General features: G+C 67.9%; 12 protein-coding genes. 5 read left to right on the top strand and 7 right to left on the bottom strand.

The annotated features are described in order from the left end of the window. Positions 1–31 precede the first annotated feature (31 nt). Genes ACNQS7_RS15045 through recC form a run of 4 tightly spaced genes read right to left on the bottom strand, consistent with a single transcriptional unit; the run spans position 32 to position 9,081 of the window. Entirely contained in the window at positions 32–736 is a 705-nt protein-coding gene (locus tag ACNQS7_RS15045) for a TVP38/TMEM64 family protein (RefSeq protein ID WP_418013137.1), read from the bottom strand. Further along, a complete protein-coding gene (gene recD, locus ACNQS7_RS15040) occupies positions 729–2,486 on the bottom strand; it encodes an exodeoxyribonuclease V subunit alpha (protein WP_418013136.1) in 1,758 nt (585 codons plus the stop codon). The genes ACNQS7_RS15045 and recD overlap by 8 nt, the downstream gene beginning before the upstream one ends. Continuing rightward, a complete protein-coding gene (gene recB, locus ACNQS7_RS15035; RefSeq protein WP_418016000.1) occupies positions 2,483–5,785 on the bottom strand; it encodes an exodeoxyribonuclease V subunit beta in 3,303 nt (1,100 codons plus the stop codon). Before recB ends, recD begins: the two co-directional genes overlap by 4 nt. Then, a complete protein-coding gene (recC, locus tag ACNQS7_RS15030) occupies positions 5,785–9,081 on the bottom strand; it encodes an exodeoxyribonuclease V subunit gamma (protein WP_418013135.1) in 3,297 nt (1,098 codons plus the stop codon). The genes recB and recC overlap by 1 nt, the downstream gene beginning before the upstream one ends. 98 nt (positions 9,082–9,179) lie before the next feature. Here recC and ACNQS7_RS15025 point away from each other — a divergent pair, with 98 nt between their 5' ends. The 5 genes from ACNQS7_RS15025 to ACNQS7_RS15005 are packed head-to-tail and all read left to right on the top strand — an operon-like array spanning position 9,180 to position 12,549. Next, positions 9,180–9,695 (top strand): nitroreductase family protein, encoded by a 516-nt coding sequence (locus ACNQS7_RS15025; protein ID WP_418013134.1) that lies wholly within the window; start codon positions 9,180–9,182, stop codon positions 9,693–9,695. Positions 9,696–9,729: 34 nt separating this feature from the next. Then, on the top strand, positions 9,730–10,563 hold the full coding sequence (locus ACNQS7_RS15020) for a lysophospholipid acyltransferase family protein (RefSeq protein WP_418013133.1): 834 nt from the start codon (positions 9,730–9,732) through the stop codon (positions 10,561–10,563). After that, entirely contained in the window at positions 10,563–10,994 is a 432-nt protein-coding gene (locus ACNQS7_RS15015) for an SRPBCC family protein (RefSeq protein ID WP_310781746.1), read from the top strand. The genes ACNQS7_RS15020 and ACNQS7_RS15015 overlap by 1 nt, the downstream gene beginning before the upstream one ends. Before the next feature lie 54 nt (positions 10,995–11,048). Then, a complete protein-coding gene (cynS, locus tag ACNQS7_RS15010) occupies positions 11,049–11,504 on the top strand; it encodes a cyanase (RefSeq protein ID WP_418013132.1) in 456 nt (151 codons plus the stop codon). Between the two features lie 10 nt (positions 11,505–11,514). Next, on the top strand, positions 11,515–12,549 hold the full coding sequence (locus ACNQS7_RS15005) for a patatin-like phospholipase family protein (protein WP_418013131.1): 1,035 nt from the start codon (positions 11,515–11,517) through the stop codon (positions 12,547–12,549). 98 nt (positions 12,550–12,647) lie between these two features. Here ACNQS7_RS15005 and ACNQS7_RS15000 read toward each other — a convergent pair whose 3' ends face one another. The 3 genes from ACNQS7_RS15000 to ACNQS7_RS14990 all read right to left on the bottom strand — a co-directional run bounded on the left by ACNQS7_RS15000 (position 12,648) and on the right by ACNQS7_RS14990 (position 15,068). Further along, complete coding sequence (locus ACNQS7_RS15000; RefSeq protein WP_055578831.1) at positions 12,648–13,343, bottom strand: crotonase/enoyl-CoA hydratase family protein; 696 nt, start codon at positions 13,341–13,343, stop codon at positions 12,648–12,650. Between the two features lie 53 nt (positions 13,344–13,396). After that, on the bottom strand, positions 13,397–14,254 hold the full coding sequence (locus ACNQS7_RS14995) for a hypothetical protein (RefSeq protein ID WP_055578832.1): 858 nt from the start codon (positions 14,252–14,254) through the stop codon (positions 13,397–13,399). Positions 14,255–14,351: 97 nt separating this feature from the next. After that, a complete protein-coding gene (locus ACNQS7_RS14990; RefSeq protein WP_418013130.1) occupies positions 14,352–15,068 on the bottom strand; it encodes an MBL fold metallo-hydrolase in 717 nt (238 codons plus the stop codon). Between the last annotated feature and the right edge of the window lie 11 nt (positions 15,069–15,079).

The raw sequence follows: 15,079 nt of genomic DNA, 5'->3' as shown, positions 1-15,079 counted from the left end.
GCCGGCCGCTGGTCGTGCGGTGGGACTGCGCTCAATTCGCGTCGTCCTCTTGGACGGGGTGGTCGCGCCAGTGCCGGTACAAGTGCCGCGCGGCGAATACGCCGAGAACCGCGGTGACGCACCACACCGCTATAGCTGCGTAAGCCAGGGGTGACGAGCGGTCCCGGATGGAAGCGCCCAGCGCGGTATAGACGAACGCCCTCGGTGCCGACCCGATGAAAGATCCAATTGCGATCTGCCACAGCGGGATTCCGAATGCTCCGAACGTGTAAGAAGCGAACGCGTCCGAGATGCCGGGGACGAAACGCTGGCCCACGACCGCCCACAACCCACCCCGTTCGACCACCGAGTCGATTCGTTCGGCCCGCTTGGGCCCCACCAGAACCCGTGCGCTGTCCCGGCCGGCCCGGCGGCCGACCGTGCTTGCGACGATTGCCGTGCCCATTGCCGCGCCGAGCGTGACGAAAAGGCCCAGCACGGGACCGAACAGCAGCCCACTGCCCGCGGCCAGAATCGAACCGGGCAGAAACATGGCGCCGAGGAAACCCGACACGACGACATACACCAGCGGCGCCATCGGTCCCGTCGACGTGACAGTCCGTCGCACCGCGTCGATGTCGATCACTCGCGCGACAGCCACCAGATAGAACATGGTGAGCAGGAACGCGACGAACAGGACGAGTCGCAGGATGTGGGGCCGCCGGGACGCGCCGGTGGTGTCGTCGGTGTCATCCATGGTGGCCGGCCAGTCGCCGCGCCAGCCCGCTGGCTCGCACCGCCCGTCGCGAGATCGCCGCGCGCACCGACCCTTCCGGGCCGATCACCCGCACTTTCAGTTTCGCCCGGGTGACCGCGGTGTAGAACAGCTCCCGCGTCAGCAACCGCGAATCTTCAGGCGGCATAAGCACACTCACCACATCGGATTGACTGCCCTGGCTCTTGTGAATCGTCATGGCGTGCATCGTCTCGACATCGGACAGCCGACTGGTCGCCAACTCCAGCAAATCCTCGGCACCGGCGATGACGGCTCGAAGCGCGCCCTGCTGGCCTGCGCCGGCAACCACGGCCACACCGATGTCGCCGTTGTAGACACCCAGTCCGTAGTCATTGTTCGTGACAAGCACCGGTCTTCCCGCGTACCACGGCGACCAGATCGCCTGGCCGGTGGACTCGACCAGCCACCGCTCCACCTGGCGGTTCCAGTGAGCGATCCCGTAGCGCCCGCGGCGGTGCGCACACAACAGTCGGTGCTCGTCGAGGGTGGCCAGAGCAGCCTTCGCGTCGCCGAGCATCGCGGCCTGCCGCAGTGCAAGGGCATGCGGCACAAGCACTTTGCGCAGACTCTCGGTAGGGTCCGCGGTGTCGATCCATTCGACGTGATCGCCGCCGGAGCGCAGCAGGTCGATGGCGAGGTCGGCATCACCGTCGCGAATCGACGAGGCCAGCCGGCCAATCGATTCGCCGAATCGATGCGACGTCAGCAGCGCCGCAACCCGGGCGTCTGCGCGCGATCCCAGTCCGTCGACCAGATCGGCGAGTACCGCACCCGCCTCCACCGATGCCAACTGGTCAGGATCGCCGACCAGGAGCAGTCGGGTGTGCGGGCGCACCGACTCCAGTAGCCGCGCCATCATGGTCAGCGACACCATCGACGTCTCGTCGACCACGATCACGTCGTGCGGCAACCTGTTGCCCCGATGGTGACGGAACCGCGACGATGTATCAGGCCGACTGCCCAGCAGCCGGTGCAGCGTCGTCGCACGCAATCCCGAGACCCGTTGACGATCAACCGGATCCAACTCATTTACCTGGAGCTGGACCGCCTCGTGCAACCGTGCCGCCGCCTTGCCCGTCGGAGCCGCCAGCGCAATGCGCAGCTGCGGCTTCCCGTCCAGCTCCGCCTGTTCGGCGAACAGCGCCAGCAGCCTGGCCACCGTAGTGGTCTTGCCTGTCCCCGGACCACCGGTGAGGACGGTCAGCCCCTGCCGCAGGGCGATGCCGGCGGCCTCGCGTTGTTCTTCATAGCCGGGCGGGAACAGCCGGTCGATATCGGGAACCGCCGGCCGGCCGGGAGCCGACAGCAGGGCCGAGAAGTCGTCGGCGACCTGTTGCTCCTCGCGCCAATACCGGTCCAGATACAGCAGATGGCCGTCGTACACGCGGAGTACCGGCGGCTCGTCGGCCAACGGACTGGCCTGCACGGCCGCAAGCCACTGCGGCGCAGACGGCCACGGTAGGTCGTCCATGCCGACCTGCGCCTGGACCGATTCCAGGTCCACACACACCGACCCGCCGCGCAGGGCGCGCACCACCAGCGCCAGCGCCAGCGCGACGGCGGGTTCGGACTCGCCTGCCATCGCCGTAAGGCGCTGTGCGACATGCACATCGGCCGCTTCCAGCACACCGGCATCGTTGAAGAGGCGCAACAGCTCGCCGGCACTGGCGGCCAGCCGCCGGTCGGCGGGGTCGATCGTCTCGGGGGTCATGCGGCCGCCGCGCGCGCGTCGAGCAGGTCGGACAGAGCGGTCACCAACTCCGGCGGCGGCGCCCAGCTGAACACCCCGGTGGGATGACCGTCAAGCACCGGGGTACCGGGTCCGCACATTCCGCGCAGGAACAGATACAGCACCCCGCCGAGATGCCGGCCGGGATCGTAATCCGGCTGTCGCCAACGCAGAAAACGATGCAGGACAACGCTGTACAGCAGCGCTTGGAGCGGGTAGTCCGAGTGCAACATGGCCTCGGCCATCCGGGGCGGCGTGTAGTCGGCGGCGGTCAGCGGGCGGTCCGGCTCGCCGAGCCAGTTGCTCTTGTAGTCCACGACCAGATAACGATGCCCCGACCCATGCGGAATCCGGAGTACCGCGTCGACCGAGCCGCTGAGGTAGCCGCGTAGCGACTGGTTGCCGAGCGTGTCTCCCACCAACCGGTCGGGGTAGGACGCCAACGGGTCGTCAACCCGGAGATGGGCGCGCAGCAACCGCCCGACGTCCGCGAGTCGGGTGTCCGCGTCGGCGCCCCGCACGTCGCCACCGGCCAGCGGAAACTCGAAGTCCAACTCGCGCAGCCGATCCGGCAGGCCGATCTGCCGTAGCGTCAGCCCGGCCGCCAGTGGCCCCAGGGGTGTGTCGTGCATCGGCACCATCGCCGCGGCCAGTTGGGAGGCGGGCACCTCGACCGGCCACCACGCCGAATGAACACCGATCTGCGCCTCGAGTTCGGCGGCGAGGTCGGCCGCGAAGGGGTCGGTGGTTTCCAGCACCGCGTGCACCAGCGTGCCGAACTGCGCGCCGGTGGGAAGCTCGGCCATCGGGGAGGGCACGTCCGAGAATGCCCCGGGCCCTGTCAGCGGGAGGTCGGGAACTTCGTCGTCCAGTTCGGTGAGCTCGGGCTCGCTGCTCACCCCGGTGGTCCGCTCCGCCGCGCGGATCAAGCCCGAGTAGGAGGTGCGCCGCCAGGCGGTATCGATGGCGCGGTGGAAGTGCCGGGTCCCCAGGTCGGACGGAGGGTGGTGGCCGGACATCGTCGGTGCCGCGGCGATCACCGACTCCTCCACCACCGGCCCGCCGGCGTCCTGCCACTCCCGAAGCCGCTCCCAGGCCTCGTCGTCGGTGATCTTCTGCGGTTCACACCGATCGGGGACCGCTGATTGTCCGGGCCGCCGGCCGCGTAGCAGCCGCGACAGCCCGCCGTTGGGCTCGCCGTGAGCCGGTGACCACCACGCCACCACCTGCGACTGAGCCCGGGTCAGCGCAACGTAGGTCAACCGGCTGTCGTCGCTGGCCGTTTCTTTGCGGCCCAGTCTCTCCACGGCGGCGAAGTCGGAACTGTCCTTGCCACCGATGTGCAGGCAGCGCTTGCCCTGATCGTGGAACAGCACCAGGTCGCGATCACCAACGTTGCGATTGAACGCGAACGGCAGGTACACCACGGGGTACTGCAGTCCCTTGCTCACCCAGACCGTCATGATCTGGACCGCGGCGGCGTCGCTGTCGATCCGGCGATTGCGTTCGGTGGCGCCGGCTCGTTCTTCCCGCTGACCGCGCAGCCAGTCACGGAGAGCGGGCAGGGAATAACGCTCCCGGTGGGCCACCTCCTGCAGGAGTTGCGTCACATGCGCCAGGTCGGTCATGTGCCGTTCGCCGCCGTGCCACGAGAGCACCCGGTCTGCCATGCCGCTCATCTGCGCGGCTTCGAAGATCGCGGCGACACCCCGCTCACGGGCGTGGTCCGCCCACTCCCGCAGGGTGTCGGCGATGTCGTCGGTGAGTGCGTCACCGCCGGCCGCCAGGTCGTGCGCCGTCTTCCCGAAGAACATCGTCGTCGCGGCCGCCCGCACCACTCCCGGGCGGTGCGGCTGATCGAAGGCCTCCAGCAGCGACAGCCAGTCGTCGGCGGCCTCCGAGCTGAACACGTCGGAGTCGCCGGTGTAGACGGCGGGAATACCGGCCTCGGTGAGTGCGCGGTGGCAGACACGGGCGTCCTTGTGGCTTTCGACGATGACAGCGACATCGCGGGCTTCCAGCGGCTCACCGTCGAAGGTCGCCGCGCTCGTCAGCAGCCCGCCGATGTCGGCGGCGAGATCGCGGCCGATGTGCTCGCGCAGCTCATCGATCGGCAGATTCTGAGTCCCTTTGCGGCCCAGCGTTGCTCGGCGCACCACCCGAAGCCGGAACGGATCGTTGCGCGGAGCGTCGGAGAGGCGATGACCGCGGTGCGAGGCCGCGACATCATGCACCACGATCGCGGGGTCGCCGAGCTCGGCTCCGCGCAGCACGGCTTGCAACCGCTCGACCAGTGCGCTGTCGCTGCGCCAATTCGTACCCAGCGTGCGCTTGTCGCCGGCGGTCCTGGCCGCATCGAGGTAGGTGACGATGTCGCCGCCGCGAAACGCGTAGATCGCCTGCTTCGGGTCCCCGATGAGGATGAGCGTGGACCGCCCACTGAAGGCCCGGTCGATCACCTGCCACTGAACCGGATCGGTGTCCTGGAACTCGTCGACCATGACAATGGGCCAGCGTTGATGCATCCGGACCCGGGCGGGGGAGTCGTCGGTGTCCAGTGCGGCGGCCAACCGGATGAGCAGGTCGTCGTATCCCAGCACGCCCCGGCGTCGCTTGCGTCTTTCCAGCTCGGCCAGAACGTCTTTCGCAAAGGCGATGCAGACCGCGGCGCGCGAACCCGGCTCCGGGTCGGTCGGCCGCAGGTGTGCGGACGGGCTGGCGACCACCGCGCGGGCGATGCGCAGCGCCTCGCGGTACGTCAATGCGGGATCGTCACGCTCGCGCCCGAAATGGGCCAGATAGAGGTCATCGACGATCTCGGTCACCAGGTCGTTGAGGTCCTCCAGCAAGGTGACGCCTGAATCTGTATCACCGGCCGTACCAAGGGATTTGAGCACCAACTGGCAGAACTGGTGGGTGGTGGCGATGGTGGCCGCGTCGAAGCCGGCCAGGGCGTCACGCAGCCGCTGCTTTCGAGCGTTTCGCTGCGCCTCGGTGCCGTCGATCAGGTGGCGCACCAGGTCGTTGCCGTCTGCGATCGCACGGTCGCCGAAAGCGGCGACCGCGTCGACGAGCTGGCAGCGCACCCGCTCGCGGAGCTCCTGACTCGCCGCGCGGCCGAAGGTGATCAGCAGCATCTCGTCGAGGGTCGCCCTGCCTTCGGCGACGTAGCGGGTCACCAGGCCGGCCAACGCGAATGTCTTGCCGGTTCCCGCGCTGGCCTCCAGCACCGTGGTGGACCGCTCGGCGGGCAGCGGGCCGTGCAGGTCGAATGGCGGGATCATCCGGGCCTCCGTTCGGCGCGCAACAGGGGCAGCCACAGGCGCGCGGCGAAGGCGCCCAGGCGGTGTTCCTCGCCTTTGGCGAAGGCCGGGTATTGCTCACCGGGCCGCAGCGGTTGCATCAGGTCGCTCAGCCGTGCGTGTCGGCCCCAGGCCCGCACCTGTGCCTGATCTTGATCCTCCCCGGGATACAGACCACTTCGCCACCGGTACTCCGCCTGCTTGACCGGGTCGTCCCCGCAGTGCCGTGCGACCGCCCAAGCGTAAGACGTCTTGACCGGCAACGGAATCGGCTCCCGGCGTCCGGCATCGTAGATTGCCACCAGGTCCCGTAGCACCTCCGGGGCGGGCTGTTCGGGTCGTCCAAGATGTTCCTCGCGGGGGGTGGTGCCCCGCTTGGGCCGGCCGATACAGACCGCTGACCAGTCTCGGTCGGGATGGTGAGCGTGCAACGCCAGCAACGGAATCCACGATTGAAGCAGATGTTTGCCGTCGAGCTTGGAATACGTCACCGACACCAGGCGATCGCCGAACACCCCGGACACGGTGCCGGTCAGGCGCCGACCCCCGAGATCGATATCGACGTCGTAGGTTGCGCTGTCGGTCTGGCGGTGTCCCAAGGCGGTTGACGCCAGCAGCGCCGCCTGATCACGGATATCGGTCACCTTGCGCCACCCCAGCTGACCCGGGGGCAGGGTGCCGCGCCGCCACTCCGCCTGCCGCGCGTCATCAGGAGCGAGCCCGCCCAGGATGTCGCTCAGCATCCGATCGCCGACCGTCCATTCCTCGAGCGCGTTGATCTCGACCGGCATGGCGTCCTCGACACCGTCGACATCCCACGGCAGCGTGTATTCCAGCGCCCGGAAGAAGCCTTTCACCGGGTCCTTGAAGAACGCGACCAGATCGGCGAGGACGACGTCGTCCGGCGGTGGCGGCGGCAGCAGGTCGCGGATCAGTCGCGGTTGCTCGGATCGTTCGCCGGTGGCGGAGCGCGCCGCGCGTAACACCGTCGGGTCGAAGCTGAACGGCGCGCCAGGCACCAGCGCGCCGCGCTCCACATTCCGAATATCAAAGGGCTGCAACGGATGTTCGACCACGATCCGTGACCGGACGGGCCCGGTGGTGGTCGTGTCCAGGGCGTCGAGCAGCTCCGCCAGCGGGACGGCCGGGGGCCGGCGCTGGCCTGAGTATTCGTTGGCGCCGGTGTAGGTGATGACCAGATTGCCGGTGGCCGCGCCGATGGCGTCGAGCAGCAGCTGACGGTCCTCGGACCGGACGTCGCGCTCGCCGGTGAGCGGTTGCCGGGCCAGTACGTCGTCACCGTCTACGACGCCGAGCCGTGGGAAGACGCCGTCGTCGAGTCCCACCAGACAGACCACCCGGTGTGGGACGGAGCGCATCGGCACCATCGTGCACACCGTCAGGGTGCCGGTGCGGAAGTTGGCGCGGGTGGGACGCCCGGCGAGGTGCCTCTGCAACAGAGCGCGGATGTCGGGCAGGCGCAGCAGCGTCTGGTCGCGCGAACCCGCGGTGCGCAGCACGTCGGCGAATTCGCGTTGCATCTGGTTGGTCTGCCAGGCGTCGTCCTCGGCGGTGTGGGTCAGCAGGCCGATCCCGTCGGCCAACGCCGTCAGCCACTGCCGTAGCGGCTGCGCTGCGGTCAGCGAGTCGACCACGCGCTGCAGCCGGTCGATGTATTCGGCGAACTGCCCGACCAATTCGACCCGGTTGCTGCCCACATCGTCCAGGGGGAGCGTCGAATCGATCCAGGCGTGTGCAGTCTCGGACATCGCGACTCCGGCCAGCACCCGGTCCAGCCCGAACCGCCAAGTGTTGTGCACGAAATCGACCCCGAACGGCTTGCGGTGTTCCTGATCGAAGCCCCACCGGATGTTCGACTGCCGCACCCAGCGGGTGATGCCCTCCAGGTCGTCGTCGCTGAAGCCGAAGCGGGCTCGGACCGGGGCGGCCTGGGCGAGGTTGAGCACTTCACTCGAGGTGACCCGCCCACCGGCCAGCGACAGTAGCTGCGACGCCACGCCCAGTAACGGATTGGTCTGCAGCAGTGAGCGATCCGCGAGCCGAACCCGAAGGCGGTGGGCCGGGTGCGCGCCGTTCACCACGTCGCCGAGGCCGAAATCCGCGACGATCAACGGGGCATACGTCTCGATGTCCGGGCACATGACCAGGATGTCGCGCGGCTCGAGGGTCGGATCGTCGGCCAGCAGTCCGAGCAGCACCTCCCGAAGCACGTCGATCTGCCGGGCCGGACCGTGGCAGCTGTGCACCTGCACGGACCGGTCGTCCTCGGCCAGCGTGCGGCCGTGCGGCCGGACGGCATTGGCGGCGAGGTCGGCCTGCAGCCACCCGAGCAGGGTGTCCCGGCGATCGGGTTCGCCCAGAGCCTCGTCGGTCGCGGGATCGCCCGGCAGGCTTCGTTGCAGCTCACGCAGATCCCGTCCGAGGGTCGCCAGCAGCGGATGCCCGACCGCGCGATGGCTGGTGTCCTCGCGACGGGGCACCGTGCCCCGCACGCCGCCCAGTGCCCGCCACAATGCGTCGCTGGGATGGGGTAGCCACAGATGCAGCTCGTGGTGGACGGCCACGGCTTCGAGCAGCTCGACCTCACTGGGCGCCAGCCGGGTATGGCCGAACAAAGACAGGCGCGACGGCAGCGCCGCCGGACCGTCGTGCAGTCTGGCCAGGGTCTTCCCGTGCCGGATATGCGGGGGATCGGCGGGTATCGTCGCCACCAGCGCGCGCCACAGCTCGGGTTGCCAGTGCAGGTCGGCATCGAGGTCGCCCAGGTCTCCGGCCAGCCAGCCGACGAGCAAGCCGGGACGCTGCCGGGCATACGAGGCGAACAGCCCGGCCAGGCGGCGGGCGACCGCGTACCGCCGGCCCCGGCGCAGATCCGCTTCATCGCCAATGTCGAAGTACCCCAGATGCTTTGCCAACGTGCGGCACCACGGCTCAGCCAGTGAGCGGTCGATCACCTCGAGCAGCGGCCAGGTCATGGCCTCCGGAGACCAGGGGTCGTCGTCGACGGTGCCGACTATCTCGGCGATCAGTGACGCCGGGTTGCGAAACGACACCCCCGCGCAGACGCCGTCACCGCGATCCGGCGTGGCGCCCAACCGGTGGGACAGGCGCTGACTGAGCCAGCGTTCCACCCCGCGCGCCGGCACCAGCACGAGCTCCTGCGCGAACGGGTCGGGCAGCGGCCGGGCCAGCAGGGCGCCGAGACCGTCGGCAAGCAGATCGGTCCGTTCGGCACGGTGGAGATGAAGCGCCATTGCGGGCCACCCTAGACCGGCCGTCCGACACCGACGGCGCTACGGGTGTACAAAGGGGCGCGGGGGCCGGGCCCGATCGCGCGAAACGGGAGGACGTCATGGAGACCTGGGATGCGATACGTGCACGACGCAACGTGCGCCAGTACACGGCGCAGCCGGTTGCAGAGACCGACCTGGAGCGCATCGTGGAGGCGGGATGGCGGGCGCCGTCGGCGAAGAACCGTCAACCGTGGGACTTCATCGTGGTCACCGATCCTGCTCAGCTGCAAGAACTCTCGACGGTCTGGATGGGCGCCGGTCACCTCGCCGGCGCCGCGGCCGCGATCGTTCTGGTGATTCCGGTCCCGCCGGATGAGCGCAGAAAGCTCATCGATCAATATGACATCGGTCAGGCGACGATGGCGATGATGCTGGCGGCCACCGACCTGGGTATCGGTACCGGTCATTCCTCGGTGGGCGACCAGGACCGGGCGCGCGCGATCCTCGGCGTCCCCGACGACCATCTGGTCGCGTACATGCTCGGCGCGGGCCATCCCGCCGACCGGCCGCTGACTCCGATCCGCAAACCGAATCGGCGGCCACTGCACGAGGTGGTTCATCGTGGCCGTTGGTGAGTCCGCTGGGCTCATCATGTGCCAGGCTTGAGCAATGGGCGGCGTCGCTGATGCCCTTGAGTGGGCCGGCAAGCAGATCACGGGCCGGGTCCCGAAGGCGGACCTGGACCAGCGCGACCCGGACTTCATCCGGGATCAGCTGCCCGGAACCTGGTTGCTGGCATCGTTGTACTTCCGTGCCGATGTGCGCGGGCTCGACCGCATACCCCCGACGGGACCGGTGCTGCTGGTCGGCAATCACAGCGGCGGCAACGTGCCGCCCGACACGTTCGTCTTCACGCTGGCGTTCTGCTCGTACTTCGGGGTGGAGCGTCCCTTCTATCAACTCGCGCACAACCTGGTGACGCTCTATCCGCCGTTGCGCTGGCTCCGCAAGTTCGGCACGGTGGCGGCCAGCCCCGAAAATGCCCGTTTGGCACTGGAATCCGGCGCAGCCGTCCTGGTGTACCCGGGCGGCGACTACGAAGTCTTCCGCCCGTCGTGGCAACGGCACGTCGTCGACTTCGGCGGCCGCAAGGGATTTGTGCGGCTCGCCCGCGAGACCGGCGTGCCGATCGTGCCGGTGGCCGCCGTCGGCGGCCAGGAGACGGCGTTGTTCCTCGGCCGCGCGCAGTGGCTGGCCAAACTGCTGATGCTGGACAAGTTGATCCGGCTCAAGAGTGTGCCGGTCTCGCTGGCGATCCCCTGGGGGCTGAACGTCAGTGACCTGCTGGGGCACATTCCGCTACCCGCCAAGATCGTCATCGAGGTCCAGGAGCCGATCGGAGTCCATGATGACGACCAGGGCGTGTACGACGAAGTGATCGCCAGCCTGCAGGCGGGCGTGGATCGGCTGGCCGCCGAGCGGCGATTCCCGGTGATCGGCTGATGCGCGTCGAACGCCGGATCGTCGTGAACGCCGATCGGGACACCGTGTGGAAGGTGCTCAGCGACCCGGATCGCTACCCTTCCTTCCTGGCTCATCTGGAGCGCTGGGAGACGTTGACCGAAGGCCCGGTCCGGGTAGGCGCCCGCTACACGGTGTTGTGGAAGATCGGCTCGATCCCGGTCGGAGGCATCGCCGAAGTGGTGGAGCTCGACACCGCGCGCGATCTGGCCTGGATCAACATCACCGGCGTGACCCAGCGTGGCCGCTTCCGGCTGCGCGATGCGGGTCCCGGCCGGACCACGGTCACCTTCCGACTGGCCTACAACTCCGAAGGCGGCCTGCTCGGACTGATCGCCGACCGCGTCGCATCGCGCTGGGTGGGGCGTTCACTGGCTGAAAGCCTGAAAAACCTTCGCCGCCTTGTGGAGTGATGCGGCGCGTGAGCCGGGTCAGGCCGTGTCGGTCCAAACGTGCATGCTGGGTGCATGAACAGAAACGAGATCACCGAAAAGATCGTCGTTGCCCGATTGTCGAGGGGGCTCAGTTGGCAGCAACTGGCCGACGCGATCGACAGGCCCCTGCTGTGGACGACGTCGGCGCTGCTGGGCCAGCACCCGATCCCGGCGGAGCAGGGGAAGGTCCTGGCCGAGATGCTGGGGTTGGACGAGTCCGTCGTTCCCGTCCTGGCGGCGCCGCCGATGCGGGGCGGCCTGCCCAGCGCCGTGCCCACCGACCCCACCATCTACCGGTTCTACGAGGCGCTCCAGGTCTATGGCGGCGCGCTCAAAGAAGTGATCCACGAACAGTTCGGTGACGGCATCATGAGCGCGATCAACTTCAGCATCGACCTGCAGAAGAAAGCGCACGACTCGGGCGATCGTGTCGTAGTCACGTTCGACGGGAAATTCCTTCCGTATCAATGGACTTCGGCCCAAGACTGAAGGGGCGCTGATGGTGGAGCAGCGGGGCAGGACCGCGCGGCGCAAACCTGTCGACATGGTTCTCTCGGGCGGCGGTGTCAAGGGTGTCGGGCTGGTCGGCGCCGTGGTCGCCGTCATGGAGGCCGGTTATTCACTCAAACGGGTCTCCGGCGTCTCCGCGGGTTCGCTGGTCGGATCGATACTGGCCGCCGCCTCCAACGGCGACCAATTGACCACCGGGCAGATCAAAGAGCTTGCACTGACCCTGCCGTATGAGAAGTTTCGCGATGCCGGTCCGGTCGGACATCTGCCCGTGGTCGGTCCGGCGTGGGGTCTGTTGCGTGAAAACGGAATGTACAGAGGCGATTTCGCCCACGACTGGATCCGCGGCGAGCTGCGGAATCTGGGCGTGCGGACCTTCGGCGATCTGGCGCTCAGTGACCGGCAGATGCCCGCCGAGCGCCGTTACCGGCTGGTGGTCACCGTCGCCGACCTGACCACCGGGCAGCTGGTGCGGCTGCCGTGGGACTACCGGCGGCTGTACGGACTCGATCCCGACGAACAATCGGTGGCCGACGCGGTGCGCGCGTCGATGTCGATTCCGTTCTTCTTCCGGCCGGTCACCTTGACCAGCGCGGCCGGACGCACATCCACCCTGGTCGACGGCGGGGTGCTGTCGAACTTTCCGATCGACTCCTTCGACCGGCCGGACTGCAAATCGCCGCGCTGGCCCACCTTCGGCATCACAGTGGTGCCGGAGTTGCCGGCCAGCAACGACCAGCTGATCCCGGGGGTGGGCGCGTTACGGCTCCTGGGCCCGCCGTCGGTGCTGCTCGAGCAGCTGATCGCCACCATGTTCGTCGGCCATGACCAGACATATCTGAATCAGCCGTGGGTGAGCGCCCGGGCGATCCGGGTGGACTCGACAGCGGTGAACTTCCTGGATTTCAGCATCTCCCGCAAGGACGCCGAAGCGCTCTACACCAAGGGATACGAATCGGCACAGGCGTTTCTGTCGACCTGGAACTGGGTCGACTATCTGGAGCGGTTCCGCCAGTTCCAATGACGTGACAGCGCCACGGTGTCAGACTTGACGGTGGAGGAGGCGCCGGTGTGCAGCGGTTGTTCGGGCAACCGCACCACCTGGCCAGATGCCGGACCCCCCTAGACGCCGAATTCCTTTTCGATGTTGTCGATCCCGGCGCGGATCGCCTTGAGCGCGTCGGCGCGGGCACGCAGTTTGGTGGCGGCGTGCGCGGACTGATTCAGGCCGGCGAATTCGTGAGCCGCCTCCTCGGCGCGGGCGATCACCCGGTCGGGCAGTGCCATCTCATCGATGAAGCCGGCGGCCAGTGCCGTCTCACCGAAGAACGTCTTGGCCAGGCCGGTGGCCTGTTGGTAGGCCGACCGGGTCAGCCGCAGTTTCAGGACCTCCAGGGCCGCCCAGGGAATCACCATCCCGATTGCGACCTCGTTGGCCTGGATGTTGTACGCGTGGGCCGCAATTCGGTGGTCACCCGAGCACAGCAGGAATGAGCCCATCGCGATCGCCGGGCCGGTGCACGCGATGACCACCGGCTTGGGATAGGACAGCAGCCGGTAGGACAGCTCGAATCCGCCGCGCAGCATGTCGATCGCGGGCTGCACCTCGCCCGAGGTCAGGATCTTCAGGTCGAATCCGCCGCTGAACACCCGCTGGTTGCCGGTGATCACCAGCGCCCCCACGTTGTCGGCGTCGGCCTGGTCGAGCGCGTCGTTGAGGGCCTGCTGCATGGTCGGGCCGAGCGCGTTGACTTTGCCGTCGTCCATCCGGATGACCCCGATGGTTTCGTCGTGGGTGTAGACGACCGGACCGCTCATGGGTTACTCCTTCGCTCGGCGAGTCGATTGAACCAGATCGCGGCCCGCCGGGCTTACACCCGCTGGCTGCGATGCTTTCCCAGTTCGTTCTCGGCGTCGCCCCAACGCAGACTCACGTCGGTGGGCTCGTCGAGTTGGCGGGTGCGCCAGCGGTCCTGGGTCTCCTGTACGGCGCGGTTGATGCGGTCGATCTCGCTGCGGAAAACCTCGGGGCGAGTTTCCTTGCTGGCGTAGTGGAAGTAGGTCAGCAGGTTGCGCAACAACTCCAGCTTCTGCTTCTCGCGCTTGGCCAAGTCGTGCGTCGTCATCAGTTCGATGCGCTGGACGGGAGGTAGGGCGTCCCAGTCCAAGACCACCTTCGTCTCCAACGGCTGCCGGGTGCGCTGCCAGAATTTCCACCCGCGGGGCCGCTCGGGACGGTCGTAGTAGGTGACCGTGCCCTCGAAGCGAGATTCCACGCCGTGCCCGATTTCCGCGCGGTCCAGTGCGGAGTCCCACACCATCCGCCACTCCTGCCCGGGCGCCAGTGTGGGCAACTCCCGCGGCAGTTGCAGTTCGACGACGTCGGCGTAGCCGTCCGAGGCGTTCTCGTATTCGGCGACGGTCGGGGGGTTGGGGAAGTTGAACCGGATGTCGTAAGCCGCGGTGCGGCCGAAGTTGCGCACCACCAACTCGATGACATGCCAGTCCGCGACGTGCGGCTCCATCAACATGGCGACATGTGGGCGCGTCTTCTCCGCAGCCAGCGCCCGATTCCGCTGCAGCTGGCGGTGGGTGAAGATCAGCGCGACGACGCCGAGCGCGATCGCCGCCCACGCGGCCCAGGCCAACCAGGTGCTGGACTCGATCGAGTCGATGCCCCGCCAGCTCTGCGGCCAGCTTTCCGGCCAGTTTCCTCGGACCCACCCCATGGATTCCACCCTCCACTTAATCCTCGGACCTGGAACTTAGCTGCACTGATCGTAAAGGGGCTTCCTGTGTATCGCTGAGCGGGTCATCGAGCGAGCGTCAGCCGCCCATCATCATTCGCCACTGGTCGAGATTGGCGGGCCGGTAGACGTAGTTGGAGCGTTTAACTTCCGACAACGAGGCGCTCGGGTCGGCCGAATACCAGTGCCCGGGGAACACGGTCGGGTCGCCCGGGAGCGCGGCGAGTTGCTGGAGGCTGCGATACATCTCGTCGGAATCGCCGCCCGGGAAGTCGGTCCGTCCGCAACCTTCCAGGAACAGCGTGTCGCCGGCGACCAGCCGTCCGTCCAGCAGGAAGCACTGACTGCCGGGCGTGTGGCCGGGTGTGTGCAGCAGTTCGATCTCGACGTCGCCGATGCTGATCCGGTCGCGGTGCTCGTGAGCGGTCAGGTCGCTCATCGGGATTCCGGTGATGCGGGACACCCACAGCGCCTCGTGGGTGTTCACGTGGATCGGCACGCTCACCCGCTCCATCAGCTCGGCTAGGCCCTTTAGCTCGAATCCCATCATCGACCCGCCGACGTGGTCCGGGTGGTGATGGGTCACCAGCACCCCCGACAGGTGCATGTCGTCGGCCTCCAGTGCGTCGACCAGGTCCCCGGCCGCATAGGCCGGGTCGACCACCATGGCGTCCCCGGTTTCGCGGTCGCCGATGAGGTAGGCGAAGTTGCGCATCTGCGCCGCGATCACATCGTTGGCCGCGAAGTCGCGGCCGGAAAGTAACTGCCGGAAGTACAACCGGTCCGAATTCGACACACCACCAGCCT

The organism is Mycobacterium sp. 23, assembly GCF_048287075.1.
GTDB classification, from domain to species: domain Bacteria; phylum Actinomycetota; class Actinomycetes; order Mycobacteriales; family Mycobacteriaceae; genus Mycobacterium; species Mycobacterium gordonae_B.
The sequence above is the reverse complement of the archived record's forward strand: the minus strand, read 5'-3'. Positions and strand labels throughout refer to the sequence as shown.

What these genes read in the sequence shown, in the direction of transcription:
- ACNQS7_RS15045 (WP_418013137.1), bottom strand. Translation starts at nt 736, where the DNA reads ATGGATGACACCGACGACACCACCGGCGCGTCCCGGCGGCCCCACATC.
- recD (WP_418013136.1), bottom strand. Translation starts at nt 2,486, where the DNA reads ATGACCCCCGAGACGATCGACCCCGCCGACCGGCGGCTGGCCGCCAGT.
- recC (WP_418013135.1), bottom strand. Translation starts at nt 9,081, where the DNA reads ATGGCGCTTCATCTCCACCGTGCCGAACGGACCGATCTGCTTGCCGAC.
- ACNQS7_RS15025 (WP_418013134.1), top strand. Translation starts at nt 9,180, where the DNA reads ATGGAGACCTGGGATGCGATACGTGCACGACGCAACGTGCGCCAGTAC.
- ACNQS7_RS15020 (WP_418013133.1), top strand. Translation starts at nt 9,730, where the DNA reads ATGGGCGGCGTCGCTGATGCCCTTGAGTGGGCCGGCAAGCAGATCACG.
- ACNQS7_RS15015 (WP_310781746.1), top strand. Translation starts at nt 10,563, where the DNA reads ATGCGCGTCGAACGCCGGATCGTCGTGAACGCCGATCGGGACACCGTG.
- cynS (WP_418013132.1), top strand. Translation starts at nt 11,049, where the DNA reads ATGAACAGAAACGAGATCACCGAAAAGATCGTCGTTGCCCGATTGTCG.
- ACNQS7_RS15005 (WP_418013131.1), top strand. Translation starts at nt 11,515, where the DNA reads ATGGTGGAGCAGCGGGGCAGGACCGCGCGGCGCAAACCTGTCGACATG.
- ACNQS7_RS15000 (WP_055578831.1), bottom strand. Translation starts at nt 13,343, where the DNA reads ATGAGCGGTCCGGTCGTCTACACCCACGACGAAACCATCGGGGTCATC.
- ACNQS7_RS14995 (WP_055578832.1), bottom strand. Translation starts at nt 14,254, where the DNA reads ATGGGGTGGGTCCGAGGAAACTGGCCGGAAAGCTGGCCGCAGAGCTGG.